Origin of the sequence: Sinorhizobium fredii USDA 205, from assembly GCF_001461695.1 — a bacterium.
Lineage (GTDB): Bacteria > Pseudomonadota > Alphaproteobacteria > Rhizobiales > Rhizobiaceae > Sinorhizobium > Sinorhizobium fredii.
Window position 1 is genome coordinate 71,663 of sequence record NZ_AUTC01000002.1, and the last position, 23,500, is coordinate 95,162.

16 protein-coding genes are annotated in these 23,500 nt (G+C 63.8%); 9 read left to right on the forward strand and 7 right to left on the reverse strand.

The annotated features are described in order from the left end of the window. Positions 1-17 precede the first annotated feature (17 nt). On the reverse strand, positions 18-764 hold the full coding sequence (locus N181_RS01695) for a DeoR family transcriptional regulator (RefSeq protein ID WP_037430424.1): 747 nt from the start codon (positions 762-764) through the stop codon (positions 18-20). Positions 765-1,001: 237 nt separating this feature from the next. Then, positions 1,002-1,712, reverse strand: a complete 711-nt coding sequence (locus N181_RS01700; RefSeq protein ID WP_060563211.1) for a GntR family transcriptional regulator — start codon at positions 1,710-1,712, stop codon at positions 1,002-1,004. Positions 1,713-1,959: 247 nt separating this feature from the next. On the opposite strand from N181_RS01700, the gene N181_RS01705 reads away from it, so the two are divergent. From N181_RS01705 to pbpC, 7 genes are all read left to right on the forward strand, one after another. Then, on the forward strand, positions 1,960-3,048 hold the full coding sequence (locus N181_RS01705; protein ID WP_037430417.1) for an ABC transporter ATP-binding protein: 1,089 nt from the start codon (positions 1,960-1,962) through the stop codon (positions 3,046-3,048). 78 nt (positions 3,049-3,126) lie between these two features. Further along, the gene (locus tag N181_RS01710; protein ID WP_060563212.1) at positions 3,127-4,425 is read left to right on the forward strand and encodes an ABC transporter substrate-binding protein; all 1,299 of its coding nucleotides are present in this window, start codon (positions 3,127-3,129) and stop codon (positions 4,423-4,425) included. A 171-nt stretch (positions 4,426-4,596) separates the two neighbouring features. Further along, on the forward strand, positions 4,597-5,511 hold the full coding sequence (locus N181_RS01715; RefSeq protein WP_037430400.1) for an ABC transporter permease: 915 nt from the start codon (positions 4,597-4,599) through the stop codon (positions 5,509-5,511). A gap of 1 nt (position 5,512) precedes the next feature. Next, the gene (locus tag N181_RS01720) at positions 5,513-6,334 is read left to right on the forward strand and encodes an ABC transporter permease (protein ID WP_060563213.1); all 822 of its coding nucleotides are present in this window, start codon (positions 5,513-5,515) and stop codon (positions 6,332-6,334) included. A gap of 5 nt (positions 6,335-6,339) precedes the next feature. Then, complete coding sequence (locus N181_RS01725; RefSeq protein ID WP_037430396.1) at positions 6,340-7,077, forward strand: aspartate/glutamate racemase family protein; 738 nt, start codon at positions 6,340-6,342, stop codon at positions 7,075-7,077. 109 nt (positions 7,078-7,186) lie between these two features. Then, positions 7,187-12,637 carry an alpha-2-macroglobulin family protein gene (locus tag N181_RS01730; RefSeq protein WP_060563214.1) on the forward strand — a complete coding sequence of 1,817 codons (5,451 nt, stop codon included), beginning with the start codon at positions 7,187-7,189 and terminating at the stop codon, positions 12,635-12,637. Positions 12,638-12,852: 215 nt separating this feature from the next. After that, positions 12,853-15,003, forward strand: coding sequence for a penicillin-binding protein 1C (pbpC, locus tag N181_RS01735; RefSeq protein WP_060563219.1), 2,151 nt, complete (start codon positions 12,853-12,855; stop codon positions 15,001-15,003). 114 nt (positions 15,004-15,117) lie between these two features. Here pbpC and guaD read toward each other — a convergent pair whose 3' ends face one another. Together guaD and N181_RS01745 are read right to left on the reverse strand one after the other, a co-directional pair. Then, complete coding sequence (guaD, locus tag N181_RS01740) at positions 15,118-16,464, reverse strand: guanine deaminase (RefSeq protein ID WP_037430378.1); 1,347 nt, start codon at positions 16,462-16,464, stop codon at positions 15,118-15,120. Then, a complete protein-coding gene (locus N181_RS01745; protein ID WP_037391571.1) occupies positions 16,461-17,699 on the reverse strand; it encodes a urate hydroxylase PuuD in 1,239 nt (412 codons plus the stop codon). The genes guaD and N181_RS01745 overlap by 4 nt, the downstream gene beginning before the upstream one ends. A 150-nt stretch (positions 17,700-17,849) precedes the next feature. On the opposite strand from N181_RS01745, the gene N181_RS01750 reads away from it, so the two are divergent. Then, positions 17,850-18,797 carry a LysR family transcriptional regulator gene (locus tag N181_RS01750; RefSeq protein ID WP_037430376.1) on the forward strand — a complete coding sequence of 316 codons (948 nt, stop codon included), beginning with the start codon at positions 17,850-17,852 and terminating at the stop codon, positions 18,795-18,797. Positions 18,798-18,801: 4 nt separating this feature from the next. On the opposite strand, the gene N181_RS01755 is transcribed toward N181_RS01750, so the two are convergent. Then, positions 18,802-19,782 carry a quinone oxidoreductase family protein gene (locus N181_RS01755; RefSeq protein WP_037430371.1) on the reverse strand — a complete coding sequence of 327 codons (981 nt, stop codon included), beginning with the start codon at positions 19,780-19,782 and terminating at the stop codon, positions 18,802-18,804. A 100-nt stretch (positions 19,783-19,882) separates the two neighbouring features. Between N181_RS01755 and N181_RS01760 the strand changes: the two genes are divergently transcribed. Continuing rightward, a complete protein-coding gene (locus tag N181_RS01760) occupies positions 19,883-20,269 on the forward strand; it encodes a winged helix-turn-helix transcriptional regulator (RefSeq protein ID WP_037430368.1) in 387 nt (128 codons plus the stop codon). A 16-nt stretch (positions 20,270-20,285) separates the two neighbouring features. Here the strand turns inward: N181_RS01760 and xdhC are convergent, their stop codons facing one another. Both xdhC and xdhB read right to left on the reverse strand, forming a co-directional pair. Then, a complete protein-coding gene (xdhC, locus tag N181_RS01765) occupies positions 20,286-21,146 on the reverse strand; it encodes a xanthine dehydrogenase accessory protein XdhC (RefSeq protein ID WP_037430365.1) in 861 nt (286 codons plus the stop codon). 9 nt (positions 21,147-21,155) lie between these two features. Then, positions 21,156-23,492 (reverse strand): xanthine dehydrogenase molybdopterin binding subunit, encoded by a 2,337-nt coding sequence (xdhB, locus tag N181_RS01770; RefSeq protein WP_037430364.1) that lies wholly within the window; start codon positions 23,490-23,492, stop codon positions 21,156-21,158. Positions 23,493-23,500 lie beyond the last annotated feature (8 nt).

The window sequence follows — 23,500 nt, forward strand, 5'->3', positions numbered from 1 at the left end:
CGGCGAGATTATCATATTTATCGCGTCGGCGCCTCAAGCGCCGGAAGCACCGCCTCTCCGTCTTCCGTTATCACCGCCCGGAAGGCGGCGAGCGGCGCAAAGAAGGCGGGCTTCAGTCTGCCGATCTTGCTGTTGTCCACCACGAGGTAATTCTCGCGCGCGAGAGAAATCACCTTTTGCTTCACGGGCACTTCATGAAAATGAACGCACGTCGCCCCACGGACGGGATCGACGCCGGCAGCCGACAGGAAGGCGACGTTGATGCCAAGATGATCGAGCGTCTCGAGACCGGAATTGCCCGAGAACGAAGCCGAAGACGGATGGTAGACGCCGCCAAGCATGACGATGCGAACATTGGGCCTGCGGGTCAGGCGGTCGGCCACGTTCAGCGAATAACATACTGCCGTAATTGAATAATTTTCCGGCACCAGATCGACGAGATACTCGAGCGTCGTGCCGCAGTCGATGAAGATCGCCTCGTCGGGACGGATGTGCCGGGCCGCATGGGCGCAGGCCTCGCGCTTCGCTGCCGCGTGACTGTCGGCCTCGCGGGCGAGATCATAGGGCGCATCGGCCTCGATATCGGCGGCCGGAACGATATGGCCACCGAGATATCCGAAAAGGCCGGGGTTGTTGGCAATGTCGCGGCGGACGGTCATCTCCGACACGCCGAGAAGGGCGGCGGCATCCTTGAGATGCAGTACGCGCCGCGCCGAAAGCGCCTCGGCCAATGCGATGATACGGGTAGCCTTGCGATTGGCCATTGCTCTTCCGGATAGCACGACGGGTAAAGTGGCGCGGCCCAGGCAGCTCCTGCGCAACAAAGTTTGTTGGAAATATCACAAACTGTGCTCAATCTGCAAGAGGTGCTCGACGGCGCGCAGCGTGCTTCCACCCGCCATACCGAGGCTTGCGACAAGCAAAACCGGCCGCAACGCTTCTGCGAATACCGGCGCGAGTTGGTACCCACAGCCTCATGCTTCTACAACGACCCCATGGCTTCACAGATGAAAGGCGTCTTTCAGATCGCTGCCTTTCCTTGCCGGCCGGAGATCGAGATCCGCCTCGATATGATCGATGTGCTGGAGCATCAGCGCGCAGGCGGTCGCGACGTCTTTTGTTTCCAAGGCGTCGACGATCTGTTGATGTTCGCTGTGCCCGCAGCTCGAGATGACCGACTGCCCGTAAAGCGCGATCACGAGCGAGGAGCGGGCGACGAGTTCATCCATGAAGCGCTTCAGAATGGCATTGCCGCTCATGGCGGCGACCGCCAGGTGAAAATCGCCGGAGGCCTTGATTTCTGCGCGGCGAGCCGGCGCGCCGCGCTGGTTGGTCAGCCGCTCCTCCTCCGCAAGCAGCGCCCTGAGCTCCGTGACCTGCGTTTTACCGATATGAGGCGCCGCCTCGCGCAAGATGACCGGCTCCAGCAGTCGCCGTGTCGCGAAGATCTGCTGTGCCTCGGCCACCGAGGGAGAGGCAACAAAGGCGCCGCGATTCTTCTCGACACTGATGAGCCCTTCATATGAGAGAGCCTGAAGGGCGGCGCGAACGAGGGTCCGGCTTACCTTGAAAAGGCTGCCGACGTCGGTTTCGGAAAGCTTCGTTCCGGGAGCGAGGCGTCGCTCGACGATCGCATCGCGGATTGCGTCGCGAATCTGCTGGGCGTCGATATCGATGGCGCTTTCCGCCGGGGCAAGATTGGCTGGCGTCATGAGGCTGCGAATCCGAACGGGACCGAAATTGGTTACGGCAGACGTTAACCGCTTTCTGCCCTCAATCAAAGCGCGATATTGTATACAATAATAGGCAATATTTGAGCACAAACGCCTATAAAATATGCATCCAACCTGGCGTCGCTGGCTGACGGCCTGGCGGCCTTCAAGCACTTTGCCGCAAAATCAGCCACTTAGCGAACTGGCACGCTTGATGCTTCGTCTCCGGGGCAAGGAGAAAGCGGGCATGTCCAAAGCAGCAGAAATCGATATCGCTTCCGTTTCCAAGGTCTATGGCACGACGACCGCCGTCCATGCCATCAGCCTGAAGATTTCGGCCGGCAGCTACTGCTGCTTTCTCGGCCCCTCTGGCTGCGGCAAGACCTCGACGCTGCGAATGATCGCCGGACACGAGAGCATCTCCTCCGGCGATATCCGCCTCGGCAATGTCGTCGTCACCGATTTTCCGCCCGCCAAACGCGGCACGGCGATGATGTTCCAGTCCTACGCGCTGTTTCCGCATCTCGACCTCATCGACAACGTCGCCTTCAGCCTGAAGATGAAAGGCGTCGAGAAAGAGGAGCGCCGGGCCAAGGCTCTGGAAATGCTGACGTTGATGCAGATGGAGGCCTATGCCGCACGCTGTCCGGCGCAGCTTTCCGGCGGCCAGCAGCAGCGCGTCGCGCTCGCCCGGGCGCTCATCACCGATCCGGAAGCCCTGCTGCTCGACGAGCCGCTGTCCGCGCTCGATCCATTCCTCAAGATCCGGATGCGCGCCGAGCTCAAGAAGCTGCAGAAGACACTCGGCATCACCTTCGTGCATGTGACGCACAGCCAGGAAGAGGCCATGGCGCTCGCCGATCTGATCGTCATCATGAACGACGGCCGGATCGAGCAGGCGGCAGCACCGCGCACCGTATTCGAAAAGCCGGCGACCGCCTTCGTCGCACGCTTCATGGGCGACCACAACGTGCTGTCCGGCCGCGTCACATCGATCGATGGCGGCATCGCCACGCTGACGGTGCCGGAAGGTCAGACCTTTTCGGTACGCGACATCGCGCAAGAAATCGGCAAACCGGTCGACATCGGCATCCGCACCGATCGTGTGCGTCTCGAGCCCGCCTCGGAAAGGTCGCTCGGCTTCCAGGGGGTCGTCGCGAACGTCGAATACCGCGGCGCCTCGGTGAAGATCACCGTCGTCGGAGCCGGCAGCGACGACTTCACCGCGGTCGTCTCCGATGCCGACTACTTCAGGAAACCCGTGTCGACCGGCGACGCGCTGTCCTTGAGCTGGGCCTTGGAAGACGTGATCCCTCTCGGCCGCCTTTCAGCCTGAAGCAGGATCAGAAGAAGCAAGCATCGCCCGATCCTGCAAAGAACCGTCTTAAGCACCACCAAAAAGGGGAACGACAGCATGACCAGTGAAACAAAGACTGCCACGTCCGCAAAAGGCATATCGCGGCGCACGCTCCTGAAGACCGGGGCGGCCGCCGCCGGCGCCATTGCCGGCTCGGGCGCCATTACCGGTTTCCCGACCATCTGGGCACAGAACCCGATCACGCTCCGCCAGTTCGGCACCGGCGTTTCGAACATCAACGCGATCGCGGAGAAGTGCAAGGAAGACCTCGGAATCACGCTGGAAATGACCGCGACCGATTCCGACGCCGCCGCCCAGCGTGCCGTTACCCAGCCGGACTCCTACGACGTCGCCGACATCGAATACTGGATCGCCAAGAAGGTCTTCCCGTCCGGCGTCATGCAGCCGATGGATGTCTCGAAGATCAAATACTACGACAAGATCGTGCCCCTCTTCATCAACGGCAAGCTGAAGCCGGAGAGCGTCGTCGCCCAGGGCACCGCGCCGCACACCGTCGGCTTCGTCGAGGCGCAAGACGCCAAGAGCTTCGCCAAGGAGCCGACACAGTGGATGACGCTCATCCCGACCATCTACAATGCCGACACGCTCGGCATCCGCCCGGACCTCGTCGGACGCGAGATCACCACCTGGGCCGACATCATGGACCCGGCCTTCAAGGGCAAGACGGCGATCCTCAACATTCCGTCGATCGGCATCATGGACGCGGCCATGATCATGGAGGCCTTAGGCAATATCAAATATGCCGACAAGGGTAACATGACGACGGACGAGATCGACGCAACGATCGATTTCCTCATCAAGGCCAAGCAGGACGGCCAGTTCCGCGCCTTCTGGAAGTCCTTCGACGAGAGCGTCAACCTCATGGCCTCCGGCGAAGTCGTCATCCAGTCCATGTGGTCGCCGGCCGTCGCCGCCGTGCGTTCCAAGGGCATCGCCTGCAAGTACCAGCCGCTGAAAGAGGGTTATCGCGCCTGGGGCGGCGGCCTCGGCCTTGCCGCCCACCTCCAGGGTGCGCAGCTCGACGCGGCCTATGAATATATCAACTGGTATCTCTCCGGCTGGGTCGGCGCCTACCTCAATCGCCAGGGCTATTACTCGGCCGCGATGGAGACCGCCAAGGCGCACATGTCGGAAGACGAATGGGGCTTCTGGGTCGAAGGCAAGCCAGCCAAGGGAGACATCCTCTCGCCGGAAGGCAAGGTCATGGAAAAGGCCGGCGCCGTGCGCGACGGCGGCTCCTTCCAGGAGCGCATGGGCAAGGTCGCCTGCTGGAACTCGGTGATGGACGAGGACCGCTACATGGTCCGCCGCTGGAACGAGTTCATCGCGGCGTAAGCCGCGCCGCTAGTGCGCTACCGCCGTCCCCTCCCCAACCCTCCCCACAAGGGGGAGGGAGTCCGGAGAGGGCGCGGATCAAAAGCTCCCTCCCCCTTGTGGGGAGGGTTGAGGAGGGGTCTTTCGGCTCCTCTCCAATAGAGATTTCCGAAATGTCCTGAAGGATGGCAGATGGCAACGATCGCTTCCACAGAAGCAAACGAGACGAGCGGGCGAGCGCGAAGCCGCGGCCTTCGGTCGCCGCTTCGCGCCATATCCTACCTCCAGGCCACCCCCCTCCTGCTGATCCTCGGCTTCTTCTTCATCCTGCCGATCCTCACCATTCTCGTCGTCAGCTTCTGGGACTACGATTTCGCGGGGCTCTATCCCGACTTTCTGACGATGAACTATACCGACACGCTCGGCTCCCGGGTCACCTGGAAGACCTATCTCAACACGCTGAAGTTCACCGCCATGACCTGGGCGCTGACGCTCGTCATCGGCTTCTGGGTCGCCTATTTCCTTGCCTTCCACATCCGCACGACGACGATGCAGATGGTGCTCTTCCTCGTCTGCACCGTGCCGTTCCTGACCTCGAACATCATCCGGATGATTTCCTGGATCCCGGTCCTTGGCCGCAACGGCCTCGTCAACTCCACTCTGACCGAACTCGGCATCATTCCGCAGCCGATCGAATGGCTGCTCTATTCCGATTTCGCCGTCGTGCTCGCCCTGGTGCATCTCAACACGCTGTTCATGGTGACGCCGATCTTCAACACGCTGATGCGTATCGACCGCGCGCTGATCGAGGCGGCGCGCGATTGCGGCGCGAGCGGCTGGCAGGTGCTCTGGAATGTCGTCCTGCCGCTCGCAAAACCCGGAATGGCGATCGGCTCGATCTTCGTCGTGACGCTGGTGATGGCCGATTTCTCGACCGTGCAGGTGATGTCCGGCGGCCAGAGCGCATCGGTCGCGCTGATGATGAAGAACCAGATGTCGCTGCTGCAATATCCGGCCGCTGCCGCCAACGCGGTCGTGTTGCTCATCGTGGTGCTGCTGATGGTCGCGGCGATCCTCCGGGTCGTCGATATCCGCAAGGAGCTCTGACATGAACCACGAAAGACGCGGCAAGGAATTCTATGTGCTCGCAGCCTTCTTCGCGCTGTTCGTGCTGTTCCTCTATGGCCCACTCTCGGCCGTCCTGATGCTCTCCTTCCAGGGGCCGGACGGCGGCCTCACCTTCCCGCTGAACGGCGTTTCGCTGCATTGGTTCTACAACCTTTTCGAGAAGCAGGCGGTTGGCGATTTCGGCGCCTCGTTCCGCCGCTCCTTCACGCTCGGGCTGATGGTGATGGTGGTGAACGTCATCGTGGCGCTTCTGGCGGGCCTCGCCTTTCGTCATCGGTTCCGCGGCTCGACGGCGCTTTTCTACATGACCGTCGCAAGCCTCGTCGTGCCGTCGATCATCATCTCGCTCGGCATCGGCGTCGTCTTCCAGCAATTCGGGTTGAAGCTGGCCTGGTATTCCTCCGGTTTCGGCGCGCATCTGACTTGGACGCTGCCCTTCGGCGTGCTGATCATGTTCGCCGTCTTCAATCGCTTCTCTCCCGCCTATGAGGAGGCCGCCCGCGACCTTGGCGCCACCGCCTGGCAGACCTTTCGCCACGTCGTGCTGCCGATGATCGCACCGAGCCTGATCGGCGTCGGTCTCTTCGGCTTCACCCTCTCCTATGACGAGTTCGCCCGTACGCTGATGACCTCCGGCACCTACAACACCCTGCCGCTGGAAATCTACGGCATGACGACCAACGTGACGACGCCGGTGCTCTATGCGCTCGGCACGGTCACGACGCTCTTCTCCTTCACCATCATCCTCGCGGCACTCGCCGTCATCCTCGTGCTCCGGCGCCGCCAGGCAAGGACAAGCTGACATCCATGCGCATTCTCATCGTCAATCCTAACACCACCGTCTCGATGACCGAGAAGGCAACCGCAGCGGCACGGGCGGTCGCCGGGCACGGCACCGAAATCATCGCCGCCACGTCAAGGGGCGGACCGGCCTCGATCGAGGGGCACTACGACGGCGCGATTGCCGTTCCCGGCCTGCTCATGGAAATCCGCGAGGGAGAAGCAGCCGGTGCGGACGCGGCGATCATTGCCTGCTTCGACGACACGGGGCTGGAGGCCGCCCGAACGCTCGCCAACGTACCGGTGCTCGGACTTTGCGAATCCGCAGTGATGACGGCAGCGCTTCTCGCGCAGCGCTTCACCGTGGTTACGACGCTCGAGCGCTCACGCGTCCTGATCGAGAATCTTGTACGCCATTACGGCATGGGCAATCGGGCAAAGGTTCGCGCCGCCGACATCCCGGTTCTCGAACTCGAGGACAAGGCCTCGGGTGCGCTCGTCAAGCTCGAGCGCCAGATCGAACGGGCCCTGCAAGAGGACGGCGCCGAGGCGATCGTGCTTGGCTGCGCCGGCATGGCCGATCTCGCCCAAACGCTGCAGCGCGAATATGGCGTACCGGTCATCGACGGCGTCTCGGCGGCCGTCAAACAGGCCGAAGCACTGGTGGCACAGGGGCTGATGACCAGCAAGCGCGGCACCTATGCCGCGCCGCTGCCCAAGGCCTATACCGGCGCGATGGGCGCCTTCGCGCCAGCGTGCACCTGAACTTCCCCGACGAATCCCTCTGGTTGCAAAGCTCATTGTTGACAACGCTCTTCGAAGGTTGAAAGAGTGTTGCTCACTCGAAGCGGGCAGCGTTGGGAGGACTTTGTCGATGCGCGCGTTTCTCGCCCTTACCACCCTTCTCGTAACGCTTCTTTCCATCGGTTCGCCGGCTGCAGCGGCCGAAGCCGACCGCAAGGTCGAGGTCACCAATGACGCCGATTATTTCGGCTTCGACCTGCGCACCGAACAGGATGTCTCGCTCGACGAATGCCAGGCGAGCTGCATTGCCGACCGCGCCTGCAAGGCCTTCACCTACAATCCAAAGGTGAAGTGGTGTTTCCTCAAGTCAGACTTCAACCAGTTGAACATGTTCAAGGGCGCGATCGCCGGGAAGGTCGTCGAGACCGCCACGGGCGAACCGGATCTCGGCGCCCCGCCCCGCCTCTCCTTCATTTCCGACGACTTCCTGCAGCAGGCGCGCGACGTCAAGGCGGGCCTCGCCCTGGCCGACGATCAACAGGGCTTCGGCGTCAACGGCTTGATCGAAACGGGACGTCGCGAGTTGACGGCTGGCAACTTCGTGGCGGCGCTCAAGGCGTTGCGCGGCGCGCTGGCGATCACCCCTGACGACGGGAATTTGTGGTTGGAGACGGCCAGAACCGCCAACCGGTTCAGCGGCGGCACGGATCCTGCGAGCGAGGCGGCCCTCGCCGCGCTCAACGGCTATCAGTTGACGAGGACGACCCAGAGCCGTGCGGATGCGCTCGCCGTCCTCGCCCAGGCGCTCGATAACTTGCAGAACTATCGAGCCGCGCTCCAGGCCTACAAGGCAAGCCTCGAGCTCGTGCGCGCCAAGACTGTCGAGACGGCCTATCTCGATCTCAAGGCACGGCAGGGTTTCCGCGTCACCGGCCACACGATCGATGCGGACGGCGCGAGCCCGCGCGCCTGCGTACAGCTGTCGGAGCAGCTCCTAAAGAACGGCCCCGACTATGCCTCCTTCGTGACGCTCGACGGCGTCGCGCCGAAGGCGGTTGAAGCCAAGGGCAGCGAGATCTGCGTCGAAGGACTCTCGCACGGCCAGCGCTACAAGCTGGTCTTGCGGCAGGGGCTGCCATCTTCCGTCGACGAAGTCATCGAGACCCCGGTCAGCCTCGACATCTATGTCAAGGACCGCGCGCCGATGGTGCGTTTCACCGGCGATAGCTTCGTGCTGCCGTCTACGGCGCGCCGCGGCATCCCGATCGTCTCGGTCAACACGGAAAGCGCCAACCTCAAGCTCTATCGCATCGGCGACCGCAGCATTTCGACTCTGCTGACGAGCTCGCAGTTCCTCACCCAGATCGACGGCTACAGCGCCGAGCGCATCGAGGACGAGAGCGGCGAACTCGTCTGGCAGGGCAGCATCGACATCAAGACCGAGCTCAACAAGGAAGTGGTGACAAGCTTCCCGGTCGATGAGGCACTGCCGAAGCGCAAGCCGGGCGTCTATGTGCTGACGGCCGCTTCCGCCACCGCGCTCAGCCAGGAATGGGACGCGCGCGCCACGCAATGGTTCGTCGTCTCCGATATCGGCATCTCGACCTATGCCGGAACCGACGGGCTCAGCGTCTTTACCCGCTCGCTCGCCAGCGCCAAACCGATTGCCGACGTCCAACTGCAACTGGTCGCCAAGAACAACGAAGTGCTCGGCACCGCGACGACCGACGCGGAAGGGCGAGCTGTCTTTGCTGCCGGTCTGATCCGCGGCACGGCGAGCATGACGCCGGCGGTCATCACGGCGCGGCAAGGCGAGGACGACTACGTCTTCCTCGACATGACACGCGCCGGCTTCGATCTCTCCGACCGCGGCGTTACCGGCCGCGCCGCGCCCGGCGCGATCGACATCTATGCATGGACCGAGCGTGGCATCTACAGGGCCGGCGAGACGGTGCATGCCGCAGCGCTTGCCCGCGACGTGAACGGCCAGGCAATCGAGAACCTGCCGCTCACCTTTGTCTTCCTGCGCCCCGACGGTGTCGAGGATCGGCGCCTCGTCAGCAATGGCGGCAGGCTCGGCGGCCATACGCTCGATCTGCCCGTTCCCGAAAACGCCATGCGCGGCACCTGGACGATGCAGATCTTCACCGATCCGAAAGGCTCGGCGATCGGCGAGAAGCAGTTCCTTGTCGATGATTTCGGTCCGGACCGCACCGAATTCGACCTGACGAGCGAAGCGAAACAATTGGAAGTCGGCACTTCGGTTGAGGTGGCTGTCGACGGCCGCTTCCTCTATGGCGCGCCAGCCGCCGGCCTGACGCTTGAGGGCGACGTGGCGGTCAAGCCGACGCGCGAGAGCGAAGCCTTCAAGGGCTATGTCTTCGGCCTCGCCGACGAGGAGGCAAGCGAAGACTCTCGCGTGCCGCTCGAAGGCCTCGAGCCGCTCGACCAGGACGGAAAGTCGGTGTTTGCCGTCGATCTCGGCGAGGTGCCGGCGACGACGCAGTTGCTCAATGCCACGGTTACGATGCGGATGCGCGAGGCCGGCGGCCGGGCCGTCGAACGTGCCCTGACGCTGCCGGTCAAGCCGGAAGGTCCGATGATCGGCATCAAGCCTGAGTTTTCCGGCGAGCTCGCCGAAAACTCGGTCGGCAAATTCCACGTCATCGCCATCGATGCGGATGGCGCAAAAGTCTCGATGCCCGGCCTCTTCTGGAAGCTGATCAGCGTCGAGCGCAATTATCAATGGTATCGCGACGGCAGCGCCTGGAAATACGAGCCGGTCATCTCCACGAAACAGGTGGCGAACGGCACGGTCGACGTGACCGGGAATGGCGCCCAGATAGCTGTGCCGGTCGGCTGGGGTCGCTATCGCCTGGAGATCGAGACCGCGGCGACCGATGGCCCGACCTCCAGCGTCGAGTTCGATGCCGGTTGGTATGTCGAAGCCACCTCGACGGAGACACCGGACGGACTTGAGATCGCGCTGGACAAGGAAAATTACGCGGTCGGAGAGACTGCGAAGCTCAAGGTTTCGCCGCGCTTCGCCGGCGAGTTGCTGGTGACCGTCGGTACGGAGAACCTGGTCGCGACGAAGACCGCGACGATCGCCGAGACGGGTGGCGAAGTGGAGCTGCCGGTCACCGCCGACTGGGGTGCCGGCACCTATGTGACGGCGACGCTCTATCGACCCGGCGAGGCCCAGGAAAGCCGCATGCCGATGCGGGCGATCGGCATCAAGTGGCTGACCGTCGACCCGGCCGACCGCAAGCTTGCAATCAGTCTCGACGCCCCGGAAAAGACGCAGCCGCGCCAGCCCCTCGATATCAGCCTCCAGGTCCGCGGCGCGGGCGCCAACGAGGACGCTTACGTCACGGTCGCCGCTGTCGATGTCGGCATCCTCAACCTGACACGCTATGAGGCCCCCGACCCGGACGGCTGGTATTTCGGCCAAAGACGGCTGGGCCTCGAAATCCGCGACCTCTACGGCCGCCTCATCGACGGCTCGCTCGGCGCGACCGGACGGCTGCGCACCGGCGGCGACGGCGGGCAGATGCCGCTTGAGGGCAGCCCGCCGACCGAACAACTGGTCGCCTTCTTCTCCGGGCCGGTGAAGCTCGACGCCGAAGGCATGGCGAATGTCCGCTTCGACATTCCGCAGTTCAACGGCACGGCGCGCGTCATGGCAGTCGCCTGGACGAAGGCCGGCGTCGGCCATGCGGTGAAGGACGTCGTCATCCGCGACCCGATCGTCGTCACCGCCAGCCTGCCGAAGTTCCTGGCGCCTGGAGACCGCGCCGAACTGAGGCTCGACATCGCCAACACCGATGGACCAGCCGGCGACTATCAGTTGCAGGTCACCACCAACGGTCCGGCCACCGTCGAGCAGACCGGCCCCTCGCAGACCGTGCCGCTCGAAGCCGGAGGCAAATCCGCCGTGACGCTGCCGCTCACGGGCCAATATCCGGGTAGTGGCCTCGTCACCGTCACGCTCTCGAACACAGCCGGGCTGTCGCTGGAGCAAGCACTGCATGTCCCGGTTCGTCCGGCCGCATTGCCGATCACCCAACGCCAGGTCGTCAGCATCGCGGCTGGCAGCAGCCTGACCGTCGACGATCAGTTGCTTGCCGACAGCCTGCTGCAGGGCGCCGCGGTCAGCGTCAGCGTGACCCGTTCGGCCGCTTTCGACATTCCCGCGCTGCTGATGTCGCTCGACCGCTATCCCTATGGCTGCGCCGAGCAGACGACGAGCCGCGCCTTGCCGCTGCTCTATCTCAGCGAGCTCTCCAAGCAATCCGGGCTTACCGAGGACGGCGAGGTGGCGAAGCGCGTGCAGGAGGCGATCTACCGCGTCCTTTCCTACCAGTCCTCCTCCGGCAGTTTCGGCCTATGGAGCCCCGGCTCCGGCGATCTGTGGCTCGACGCCTACGTCACCGACTTCCTGACCCGGGCGCGCGAGCAGAAATTCGAGGTGCCGGAACAGGCGCTGGTCCAGGCGCTCGAGAACCTGCAGAACGCACTGAGCTACGAGGTGAATGTCAAGGATCAGGGCAACGAGATCGCCTATGCGCTCTACGTGCTCGCGCGCAACCGCAAGGCGGCGATCAGCGATCTTCGCTATTATGCCGACACGCTGCTCGGGGATTTCCCGACGCCGCTTGCCAAGGCGCATATCGCCGCGGCCCTTGCGCTTTACGGCGATGGCGAACGGTCGCAGGACATCTTCGCAGCCGCCGTCAACATGTCGACCGGGCTCGTCAATGTCAGCCTCGCCCGCTCCGACTACGGGTCGTCGCTGCGCGACGACGCGGCGGTGCTGGCACTCGCGGCCGAAAGCCGGCCCGTGCCGCCGATCATTCCGGAGCTTTCGAAGATCGTCGCACGGGAATGGGAGCAGGCCCGTTACACCAGCACCCAGGAACAGGCCTGGATGCTGCTCGCCGCCCGCGCCGTCCAGAGCGGCGACGAGGATATGAAGTTGGAGGTCAACGGCGCCGCCCGCACCGGCAGCTATGCTGCGCGGATCGCGGGCGACGCGCTGATCGAACACCCGGTCGTCATCCGCAACAACGGTGCTGATGCGGTCTCCGCCGTAGTGACGACTGTCGCGGCTCCCGCCCAACCGCTCTCGGCCGGTGGCGACGGTTTCGCCATCGAGCGCACCTACTACACGCTCGACGGCGCCGAGGCGAATGTCAGCCAGGCGCGGCAGAACGAACGCTATGTGGTCGTGCTCAAGGTTACCGCGTCCAACGACTGGCCGTCCCGCGTGCTCATCGCCGACCTCCTGCCGGCCGGCTTCGAGATCGACAATCCGAGCCTGGTCGACAGCGCCCAGCTCTCGAATTTCGAATGGATCGGCGAGGTCCAGGCGGCGCACACCGAGTTCCGCAGCGACCGTTTCGTCGCGGCCTTCGACCGGTCGACCGGCGACAATCGCGAGATCACCCTTGCCTATGTCGTCCGCGCCGTAACGCCCGGCACCTACGACCATCCGGCAGCCAGCGTCGAGGACATGTACCGGCCGCAGTTCTCGGCCCGCACCGCGACCGGACGCATGGAGGTGCTGGCCGCCCAGTAGAACGCGCGATGTCGATCCTGCGAAAGCTTTTCGTTGGTTTGCCACAGCAGGTGCTGGAACGGGTAGGTGCGCGCATCAAAGGCGTGCCGGCCTCTCGCTCCACGACAGCCGTCGAACTTGCGACATCCTCAGCGGCTATGGATGGATCCCCAAATTCCATCGGAATTCGAGGACTGAGGGCTAGCCGCTTGCCGATCTCACCCCTTGTGGGGGAGATGTCCGGCAGGTCAGAGGGGGGTAAGGCCGAAGTGGCCGACCCCGATCGGTCCCGCCGCCCCGCACGCCGTCGCGCAGCAGCCCTTATCGCGCTGCCAATCGGCTTCGCCATAGCCATCCTCGCAGCCATCGCCGGCCTCGAATGGGCAGACCGGGCCTTTCCGCCGCCGCTCGAGCGCGCCCAGGTCTTCTCACGCGAAGTTCTCGACAAGGATGGAAACCTGCTGCGCGCCTTCGCCACCCCGGACGGCCTGTGGCGACTGAAGACGACGGTTGGCGACGTCGATCCGCGCTTCATCGACATGCTGGTCGCCTATGAGGACCAGCGGTTCCGCGAGCACCACGGCGTCGATCCGCTGGCGCTCGGCCGTGCGGCGCTGCAGTTCTTCACCTATGGCCGCATCGTGTCCGGCGCCTCGACTCTCTCGATGCAGGTGGCGCGACTGATCGAGCCGCGCGAGCGGCGGTCGCTGACGGCGAAGCTGTTGCAACTCGCCCGTGCCATCCAGATCGAACGGCGCCTCAGCAAGGAGCAGATCCTCGACCTCTATTTGACCCATGCCCCCTATGGCGGCAATCTCGAAGGCGTACGCGCCGCAAGCCTTGCCTGGTTCGGCAAGGAGCCACGCCGCCTCTCGATCGGCGAGGCGGCCCTGCTCGTCGCCCTGCCGCAACTGCCGGAGAAGCGACGGCCGGACCGCAACCTTGCGGCCGCCGACGCCGCACGAGAACGGGTGCTTGGCCGCGCGGCAGTCGCCGAAGTCATCGGCGAAGGCGAAGCGGAGCGCGCGGCGATGGCTTCCATACCGACCCGCCGTCTGCAGTTGCCGGCCAATGCGGCGCACCTGGCCGAAACCGCGCTCCGCGAGGACCCGAAGGCGCTTCGGCACGAGACGACGCTGCGCCGCGACATTCAGCGCGGCCTTGAAACGGTTGCGCGCGAGGGTGCTCAACGGCTGGGGCCGAAAGTGTCGGTCGCGATGCTCATGGCTGACGCCAGGACCGGCGAGATCGTCGGCGAAGTCGGCTCGGCGGATTATTTCGACGCCAGCCGCTCCGGCTGGATCGACATGACGCGGATCACCCGCTCGCCGGGATCGACGCTGAAGCCCTTCATCTACGGGCTTGCCTTCGAGGAGGGTCTCGTCAGCCAGGAGACGATCGTCGAGGACCGACCGGCAGATTTCTTCGGCTATCGGCCGCGCAATTTCGACATGAGCTACCAGGGCGATGTCAGCATTCGCCAGGCCCTGCAGCTTTCGCTCAACGTGCCGGCAATCCGGCTGCTCGACGCGGTCGGGCCGACGCGGCTGATGGTGCGGTTCCGCCGCGCCGAGGTGCGGCCGAAGCTGCCGCCGAACGAGGCGCCGGGATTGGCGATCGGCCTCGGCGGTGTCGGCATCACGCTTCGCGACCTCGTTCAGCTCTATGCGGGGCTGGCCAACCGCGGCTGGCCGGTGCGGCTCGGCAACGGCATCGAGGGCAAGCCGGGACTGATCGACGGCGAGCCGCTGCTTTCGACGGTCGCCACCTGGCAGGTCGCCGATATCCTTTCCGGTGTGCTGCCGCCGGCCGGCAGCCGGCAGCGCGGCATCGCCTACAAGACAGGCACCAGCTATGGCTATCGCGATGCCTGGTCGGTCGGCTTCGACGGTCGCTACGTGCTCGGCGTCTGGGTCGGGCGGCCGGACAATGGCGCTGTACCCGGGCTGACCGGCTATGGCGCCGCCGCACCGATCCTCTTTGAAGGGTTTGCCAAGGCCGGCGTGGCCATCACTCCGCTGCCGGAGGCACCGGCCGGCGCCGTCCGTCTCGCCCAGGCCGACCTGCCGATCGGTCAGCGGCGTTTCTCGATGACGGCGAACGGTCTGCCCTCCACATCGATCCGTGAAGCCGCCCCGCAGATCGTCTTCCCGCCGGAGGGAGCGCGCGTCGATCTCGGCGTCGCCGCCGGCCAGACGATGATGCCCTTGACGCTGAAACTCCAAGGCGGCCGGGCACCGTTCCGCTGGTTGGCGAACGGTCAACCACTGCCAGACGTGACGCGCCGCCGCGTCAGCCAATGGCTGCCCGACGGCGGCGGCTATTCGACACTGACTGTCATTGACGCGCTGGGGCGTGCCTCTACCGTGCGTGTTTTCGTCGAGTAGAGTCGTTAGTCGAGCGGGAAGCTCTACTCGGCGATCGCCACAATCACGGAAAATTCCAAAGATTCAACGGACTGCTGCCGTTTTCTCATAAAGAGCGGGGCCTGCGAACCGAAGTTACGCCGGTTCCGCAGTCCTTGCGGCCGGGGTCATTTCATCCGCCCGTTTACCCCGCTTCATCGGCCGTCCCGCAACATAGACTTCGGCGACGCAGCGATCGTCGCCCATCGTCTGCAGGACGAAGAGTTCTTCGGCAAGCGACGATGCCACGCGCATCCTGAGTTCCATCGCCGGCTTGGCGTGGCTGTCGAGGATGACGATATCGGCATCCGCGCCGGCGTGCAGCGAACCGATCCGGTGCTCGAGGTCCAGCGCCCGGGCATTGCCGAGCGTCAGCATGTAGAAGGAGCGAAGCGGCGAGAGCCGCTGGCCCTGGAGGTGCAGCACCTTATAGGCCTCGTCCATCGTTTCCAGCATCGAGAAGCTCGTTCCGGCGCCGACATCGGTCGCAACCGCATGGCGGGCACCGAGCCTGTCGAAGCGGTCGCGATCGAACAGGCCGCTGCCGAGGAACAGGTTGGAGGTCGGGCAGAACACACCGACAGCGCCCGTTTCGGCGAGCACCGATATCTCCCGGTCCCTCATATAGATGCAATGGCCGAGCAATGTCTTGCGGCCAAGAAGACCGTAGCGCGCGTAGATGTCCGTATAGTCCTTCGCTTCCGGATAAAGCGACGTGGCAAAGGCGACCTCCTCCTTGTTCTCGGACAGATGGGTCTGCACGTAGCAGTCCGGATGTTCGTCGACGAGCGCCCGGCTCATCTCCATCTGCTCGGGCGTGGAGGTGATGGCGAAGCGTGGGCTGATCGCGTAGTGCGCCCGGCCACGGCCATGCCACTTGCCGATCAACCGTTTCGTTTCGTCATAGCCCTTGCCGGGCGTGTCGCGCAGCCCCTCGGGGGCGTTGCGGTCCATCATCACCTTGCCGCCGATCATCAGCATGTTGCGCTCTTCAGCCGCCGTGAAGAAGGCGTCGACGCTTTCCGGATGCACCGAGCAATAGGCGACCGCCGTCGTCGTGCCGTTGGAAAGCAGCTCGTCCATGAAGCGGCCGGCGATGAAGGCGGCGTGTTGCGGCTCCTTGAACTTCTGCTCTTCGACGAAGATGTAGGTGTTCAGCCATTCCAGGAGCTGCGCGCCATAAGAGGCGATCGCCTGCGTCTGCGGAAAATGCAAGTGCGTATCGATCAGGCCCGGCAGGACGAGATTGGGGCGATGGTCGGCAATCCTGATGCCGCTGCCCGCCTGTTTTACGACGTCGCTATAGGAACCGACACCGGCGATCTTGCCGTTCGTGACGAGAACGGCGCCGTCCTCGTAATAGCGATAGGCACCGGTATCGTCGATGCCTTCGGGCTCCTTGACGAAGGTCAGCACGCGGCCGCGGATCAGCAGATCAGTCATTGAATCGTTCCTTCCTTCACGGCCGTCTCGTACCAGGAGGCCAGCACCTGCCGTTCCTCTTCGGTGATGCCGGTGACATTGGCGGGCGGCATGGCGTGCGTACGCCCCGCCTGCAGATAGATTTCGCGGGCATGCTCGATGATGTCGCCGTCGCTTTCGAGGACGACGCCCTTGGGCGGTACGATGATACCCTCCCAGCCGGGCTCCCGCGCATGGCACATGGAACAGCGGCCGAGCACCGTATCGCGCACTTTCGAGAAATCCGCCGTTGCGACGACGGCCTGTTCGGTGGTGGACGCCCTCGCCTCTCCACCCTCGGAAAGAACCTTGGGCACGGTCGAAAGCCACATGATGACGATGAAGAGGAGCACTGTGACAAGCCAGGTCCAGGTCGGGGCGCCCTTGCGGGCATGCTGCGTATTGAACCAGTGGCGGATGGTGACGCCCATCAGGAAGACCAGCGAGGCGATGATCCAGTTGTACTCAGTCCCGAAGGCGAGCGGGTAGTGGTTCGACAGCATCAGGAACAGTACGGGCAGCGTCAGGTAGTTGTTGTGGGTCGAGCGCTGCTTCGCCTGCTTGCCGAGCGCCGGATCGGGCGTGCGGCCGGCGATCAGGTCGGCGACCACCTTCTTCTGGTTCGGGATGATGATGAAGAACACGTTCGCCGACATGATCGTCGCCGTGAATGCACCGAGATGCAGATAGGCGGCGCGGCCGGTGAAGAGCTGGGTGTAGCCCCAGGCGACGGCAACGAGAATGAAGTAGAGCAACACCATCAGGCGGGTGTTGTCGTTGCCGAGCGGCGAACGACAGATCGTGTCATAGGCAAGCCAGCCGAATCCCAGCGATGCCAGCGAGATGGCGATCGCCGTCGGTTTTGAGACGTCGAGTACGCTCGGATCGATCAGATAGAGGTCCGCGCCGGCGTAATAGACGAGCGCCAGCATGCCGAAACCGGACAGCCAGGTGACGTAGGATTCCCATTTGAACCAGATCAGGTGCTCGGGCATGTTCTCCGGCGCGACCAGATATTTCTGGATGTGATAGAAGCCGCCGCCATGGACCTGCCACTCTTCGCCATAGGCGCCGACCGGCATGCCGGAGCGCTGCCGCAAGCCCAGATCGAGCGCGACGAAATAAAAGGATGAGCCGATCCAGGCGATGCCGGTGATGACATGCAGCCACCGCACTGCAAATGTCAGCCAGTCCCAGGCAATGGCATATTCGTACATAGAGGCCTCCCATTTCTCTGGGCGGCATTATGTGTCATTGCTTGAGGGGTCGAGAAATGCCGCGAGATCAGCAACTCTTTCAAAAAAAACTATAAAATAGGCAAGGCGCCGGCGCGGTAATCTGGGCCCCTGAGGAGCAGAGGCGGGAGCATGTCCTATCTCGATAATGTGCGCGTCTTCGTGCGCGTCGTGGAACTTGGAACGCTGTCGGCCGCTGGCCGCGATCAGCGCGTCACGCCGGCCGTCGCCAGCAACAGAATCAAGGAGTTGGAGCGGCATATGGGCGTGCGCCTGTTCAACCGCACCACCCGCAAACTGACGCCGACGGAGCATGGCCGCGTCTTCTACGACGGCGCCGTGAAGATCCTCGAGGCGGTCAACGAGGCGGAAAGCGCCATCGCCGATCTGTCGCACAATCCCAAAGGAGCGGTGCGGATTACCGCGCCGCTCGGCATAGGTCGCAGATTGATCGCGTCGGGCGTTCCCGAGTTTCACGATCGCTATCCGGATATCGAGGTGCGGCTGCGCCTTTCCGACCGCAATGTCGATATCCTGAGCGAAGGCATCGATGTCGCCTTCCGGCTCGGGATCCTCGAGGATTCGAACCTGCGCATGCGCGGCATCATGAACTGCGATCGAGTGCTCTGCGGCGCGCCAGCCTATTTCGAGAAGCGCGGCATTCCAAATACGCCGGACGAGCTCATCACCGAGCGTCACGACTGTCTGCTGCTGCGCTATCCCGGGTCGAAGGAATATTACTGGACGCTGCAGACGCCGGAGGGCGCGCGCAAGTTCGAGGTCGGCGGGCCTTATGACTCAGATGACGGCGACGTGCTGACCCAATGGGCGCTCGACGGCCGGGGCATCATCAACAAGCCGCTCTTCGAGGTGAAGCAATATATCAACGACGGCACGCTCGTGCCGATCCTCGACGAGACGCCGCCACTTGGCGCGCAACTCGCGGCGATCTATCCGCACAAACGCTTCCAGGATCCGAAGGTACGCCTGATCATCGACTTCATGGCCGAGCGGTGTCAGCGGCTGATCGGCAAGATGCTCGCCCACCCTGCCCCGCAACAGGAACTTTCGACCGCTTGAATGGTCAGGGCACCAGAACGATTTTTCCGGTCGTTTGGCGGCCCTCGATGGCCCGATGGGCAGCTTCGGCCCGCTCCAGTGAAAACCGCCCGCCGATAGTCACGGTCAGGGTCCCCTCTTCCGCCCAGCCGAAAAGATCGGTGAGGTCCGCCCTCAACCCGGCCGGATCGAGCAAGGGGAGCAGGGCAAAGCCGCGCAGAACCTGATTTTTTGAGAACACCGATTCCGTCTGCCGAGTGCTCAGCGCAAACCTACCAAGCGCACCGAAGACCAGTTCGCCGCCTGGCGCCAGCAGTTCGATCGCCGTCCCCGTGAAGTCGCCGCCAACGAAATCATAGACGATGTCGACGCCGCCGCCGCTCAGCGCTCTCTTGAGCGTCGCCGGCCACTCCGGCTCGGCATAGTTCGCGCCAAGATCGGCGCCAAGCGAACGCGCCAGTTCAAGTTTCTCTTCGGAACTCGCGACGGCAACGATCGCCCCGGCGCCGCCCTTCCTTGCCAGCTGCACCAGCAGAGAGCCGACGCCCCCGGACGCGGCACTGACGAGCAGCGTCTTGTTCCTGGGCGGGATCTGCCGCACCAGATGCAAGGCAGTCAGGCCCTGGATCATCAGGGCAGCGGCAGCATCGAAGGAAAGCCCGTCCGGGATCGGCACCAGCGTCGTCGCGTCGACAGTCACAAACTCGGCATATCCGCCGCTACCGCGTCCGTGGGCAAACATCGGCACAGCGACACGACTGCCCAGCAGAGAAGGACGAACGCCCTCGCCGACCGCCTCGACGACGCCTGCCAGCTCGACGCCGGGGACCATCGGCAGTTCGGGTGTCACCGCGTAGCGATCCTGTCGCATCAGGACTTCAAAGTAGTTGACCCCGATGGCGTGAGCCCGGACGAGCGCCTCACCCTTTCCGGGCCTCGGTGTCGGCACATCGACAATCTTGAGCACGTCGGGCGACCCGAACTGGCGAAACTCAATCGCTTTCATGAAGACTGACCTCGAATTCTTTGGTTTACCTCACTATTTAGGTCCAGTCTCCAAAGCACCTCTACACACTCTTTCGTTCCATACGCACCAAGAGGTAACCATGGCCGAGATCATCAAGAAGTTGCCGGTTCTGCCTTCCGAGCGCGCGCTCAAGGTGATTTCCGGGCGCTGGAAGGCGATCATCCTCTATCATCTGTTCGATGCGCCGAAACGGCTTTCGGAATTGAAACGGCTCGTCCCGGCCGTCAGCCAGAAGATGCTGATCCAGCAGCTTCGCGAGATGGAGGAGCATGGCCTGGTACACAGGGAGATTTTCCGCGAGGTGCCGCCACGCGTCGAATATTCCGCGACGCGCCTGGGTCTCAGCCTCGAGTCCGTTCTCCACGCGCTTTGCGAATGGGGCCAGCGTCACGCAGCCGAATTGAACGATCTTGACCGCATCGCGGATTGCGTCATCCGTCCGAGGAGTACGGAAGCCGGCCAATGATCGGCAAGTTTACGGGCTATGCCCTGATCGACTTCCCATGCTTCGACGGTGGCGCATCGGCCTGCGGGACGTCATGGGTGAGCGCTGCCGTCATGATTTCGGCGGCGGCGAGCGCGGCAATGACCGCGGGCCGCTTGTCTTTCAACGCTGTCCCGCCGATCGGGCAGACGAGCCGGTCGAAGAGGTCGGGGCGTTCTACATCGCGCGACAGCCAGTTCCTGAAGGTAGCGCGCTTCGTCTTCGAGCCGATCATGCCGACATAGCAGGCGTCCTGCCGGGCCAGCGCTTCCGCCGCAATTAGAAAGTCCAGGGCATGCTCGTGGGTAAGGATGACGAAGGCGCTGCCGGGTGGGGCGTCACGGACGACCGCCTCGGGCATCGCCGTCAGGCAGGTTTCGATCCCCGGCACGTCGACCGCCGAAAGCTCTTGCTCGCGGGTATCGACGAGCACAGTCCTGACCGGCACCAGCGACAGCGCCATGGCAAGCGCGTCGCCGACATGGCCTGCCCCGAAAACATAGACATGCGGCCGGCGTGCGATTTCGGCGTCGCTGCGCTCGATCAATGCAGCCCGGGTTTCCAGATCAACAGCCTTGAAGGCGAGCACGACCCGCCCGCCACAGCACTGGCCGATCTCCGGCCCGAGCGGGATCGCCAACCGGTCATCGGTGGCTGCGCCCTTGAGCAATTGCCGGGCACGATCGATCGCCATGTATTCCAGCTGACCGCCGCCGATCGTGGCGAAGGTGCGTTCCTTGGAGACGAGCATCCAGGCATCGGTATCGCGCGGCGTAGAGCCGGCCGCTCCCGACACCTCGACGAGAATGCAGGCCGTGTTGCCGCTCAGGAAATGCCGAATGTCCTCTCTGCTCGCCATGCCTGTCACTCATTCACTTTTCGACGCGCCGCGCAGGCGTTCGATCGCCATCAGCACCCGCTCCGGTGTTGCGGGGGCATCGATGCGCGGCGAAATACGATACGCCGCAACGCTTGCCGCTGCCATGGATATCGCCTCAAGAACGGAAATGCCCAGCATGAACGGCGGTTCCCCGACTGCCTTCGAGCGGCGGATTGTCTCTTCGCGGTTGACCGACCATTCTGCCAGCCGCACGTTGAAGACGCGCGGGCGATCGGAAGCGAGGGGGATCTTGTAGGTCGAAGGCGCATGGGTGCGCAGCCGCCCTTTCGCGTCCCACCACAGCTCCTCCGTCGTCAGCCAGCCCATGCCCTGCACGAAGGCACCCTCCACCTGGCCGATGTCGAGTGCCGGGTTCAGCGACTTGCCGACGTCATGGATGATGTCGGTGCGCTCGACCTGGTATTCGCCGGTAAGCGTATCGAGGCTGACCTCAGAGCAAGAGGCGCCGTAGGCGTAGTAATAGAACGGCCGTCCCCTGCCCTGGGAACGATCCCAGTGGATCTTCGGCGTCTTGTAGAAGCCGGCCGCCGAGAGCTGGATTCGCGCCGCATAGGCCGATTTGATGAAATCGGTAAAGGCAATGCGCTCGGCGCCGATCCGCACCATGTTCGGTTCGAAGGCGACATCCGCTTCGTCGACACCGTAGTGTTCGGCCGCGAAGCGTATAAGGCGTGCCTTGATCTGCTGCGCGGCGTTGCCGGCCGCCATGCCGTTCAGATCCGACCCCGAGGACGCTGCCGTCGCCGAGGTGTTCGGCACCTTGCCGGTCGAGGTGGCCGTCACCTTGATGCGGTCGAGATCGACCTGGAATTCGTCCGCCACGACTTGGGCAACCTTGGTGTAGAGCCCCTGCCCCATCTCGGTGCCGCCGTGGTTGAGCTGGATCGAGCCATCCGTATAGACATGGACGAGAGCGCCGGCCTGGTTGTATTCGGTCTTGGTGAAGGAGATGCCGAATTTGACCGGCGTCAGCGCGATGCCCCGCTTGATGACGTGGTTCTCCCGGTTGAATTGGATCACCGCCTGCCGCCTGGCGGCATAGTCCGCCGACGCTTCGAGTTCCTCGATAATCCGGCCGATGATGTTGTCTTCCACGGTCTGGTGATAGGGGGTCAGGTTGCGCCCCTGGCCGCCGTAGAAATTCAGCTTGCGGATCTCGAGGGGATCCTTGCCGAGCGTATAGGCGATGTCCTCGATCATCCGCTCGCCGCCGACCATGCCCTGCGGCCCGCCGAAGCCGCGGAAGGCGGTGTTCGATACGGTATTCGTCTTGAGCGGACGCGAGCGCAGCCGGACGTTTGGGTAGAAATAGCAATTGTCGGCGTGAAAGAGCGCACGGTCGGTTACCGGACCGGAGAGATCGGCCGAGAAGCCGCAGCGGGCGGCGAACACGGCATCCACGGCTTCTATGCGTCCGTCGTCGTCGAAGCCGAGCTTGTAATCGACATGGAAGTCGTGGCGCTTGCCGGTCGCCGTCATGTCGTCGTCGCGGTCCGGGCGAACCTTGACGGGACGACGGTATTTCCTCGCCGCGAGTGCCGCGACCGCCGCGAAGAGATTTGCCTGCGTCTCCTTGCCGCCGAAGGCGCCGCCCATGCGGCGGACGTTCACGGTGATCGCGTTCGATGGCACGCCGAGCACCTGGGCCACCATGTGCTGCGTCTCGCTCGGATGCTGGGTCGAGGCAATGACGGTCACCTCGTCGTCCTCGCCGGGGATGGCGAGGGAGATGTGGCCTTCGAGATAGAAGTGATCCTGGCCGCCGATCCGCATCTCGCCCTCGACGACGTTCTTCGCCTTGGCGAAACCGGCGTCGATATCGCCACGCTCGAGCTTCAGCGGATCGATCACCAGCGGGTAGTTGGCGGCCGCCGCCTCGACGACGTCGGTCACATGCGGCAGGTCGCGATATTCGATCTTCACCTTTGCACAAGCGCGGCGGGCGGCGTCGCGTGAGGTGGCGATCACCGCGAAGATCGGCTGGCCATGGAACTCGACCTTGCCGGTCGCGAAGACCGGATCGTCGTGCTTGTGGGCCGGGCTGATGTCGTTCTCGCCCGGAATGTCCTCGGCCGTCAGGACGCCTGCGACGTCCGGGCTGTTCTTCACTGCCTCGAAATCGATCGACAGGATTTCGGCGTGGGCGCGCTGGGAGAGGCCCAGATAGCCGTGCAGCGTGCCGGCCGGCTCCGGAATGTCGTCGATATATTCGGCCGTGCCCGATACATGCTTGTGGCCGGACTCATGCCGTTCCTTTTCGTGGACGCCGCCGCGGATGCGGTCGATGGGTTGCATCACGTTCATCGGTCCAC

Coding starts and splice junctions, on each gene's coding strand:
- N181_RS01695 (WP_037430424.1), bottom strand. CDS start 764: ATGGCCAATCGCAAGGCTACCCGTATCATCGCATTGGCCGAGGCGCTT.
- N181_RS01700 (WP_060563211.1), bottom strand. CDS start 1,712: ATGACGCCAGCCAATCTTGCCCCGGCGGAAAGCGCCATCGATATCGAC.
- N181_RS01705 (WP_037430417.1), top strand. CDS start 1,960: ATGTCCAAAGCAGCAGAAATCGATATCGCTTCCGTTTCCAAGGTCTAT.
- N181_RS01710 (WP_060563212.1), top strand. CDS start 3,127: ATGACCAGTGAAACAAAGACTGCCACGTCCGCAAAAGGCATATCGCGG.
- N181_RS01715 (WP_037430400.1), top strand. CDS start 4,597: ATGGCAACGATCGCTTCCACAGAAGCAAACGAGACGAGCGGGCGAGCG.
- N181_RS01720 (WP_060563213.1), top strand. CDS start 5,513: ATGAACCACGAAAGACGCGGCAAGGAATTCTATGTGCTCGCAGCCTTC.
- N181_RS01725 (WP_037430396.1), top strand. CDS start 6,340: ATGCGCATTCTCATCGTCAATCCTAACACCACCGTCTCGATGACCGAG.
- N181_RS01730 (WP_060563214.1), top strand. CDS start 7,187: ATGCGCGCGTTTCTCGCCCTTACCACCCTTCTCGTAACGCTTCTTTCC.
- pbpC (WP_060563219.1), top strand. CDS start 12,853: ATGTCCGGCAGGTCAGAGGGGGGTAAGGCCGAAGTGGCCGACCCCGAT.
- guaD (WP_037430378.1), bottom strand. CDS start 16,464: ATGACTGATCTGCTGATCCGCGGCCGCGTGCTGACCTTCGTCAAGGAG.
- N181_RS01745 (WP_037391571.1), bottom strand. CDS start 17,699: ATGTACGAATATGCCATTGCCTGGGACTGGCTGACATTTGCAGTGCGG.
- N181_RS01750 (WP_037430376.1), top strand. CDS start 17,850: ATGTCCTATCTCGATAATGTGCGCGTCTTCGTGCGCGTCGTGGAACTT.
- N181_RS01755 (WP_037430371.1), bottom strand. CDS start 19,782: ATGAAAGCGATTGAGTTTCGCCAGTTCGGGTCGCCCGACGTGCTCAAG.
- N181_RS01760 (WP_037430368.1), top strand. CDS start 19,883: ATGGCCGAGATCATCAAGAAGTTGCCGGTTCTGCCTTCCGAGCGCGCG.
- xdhC (WP_037430365.1), bottom strand. CDS start 21,146: ATGGCGAGCAGAGAGGACATTCGGCATTTCCTGAGCGGCAACACGGCC.
- xdhB (WP_037430364.1), bottom strand. CDS start 23,492: ATGAACGTGATGCAACCCATCGACCGCATCCGCGGCGGCGTCCACGAA.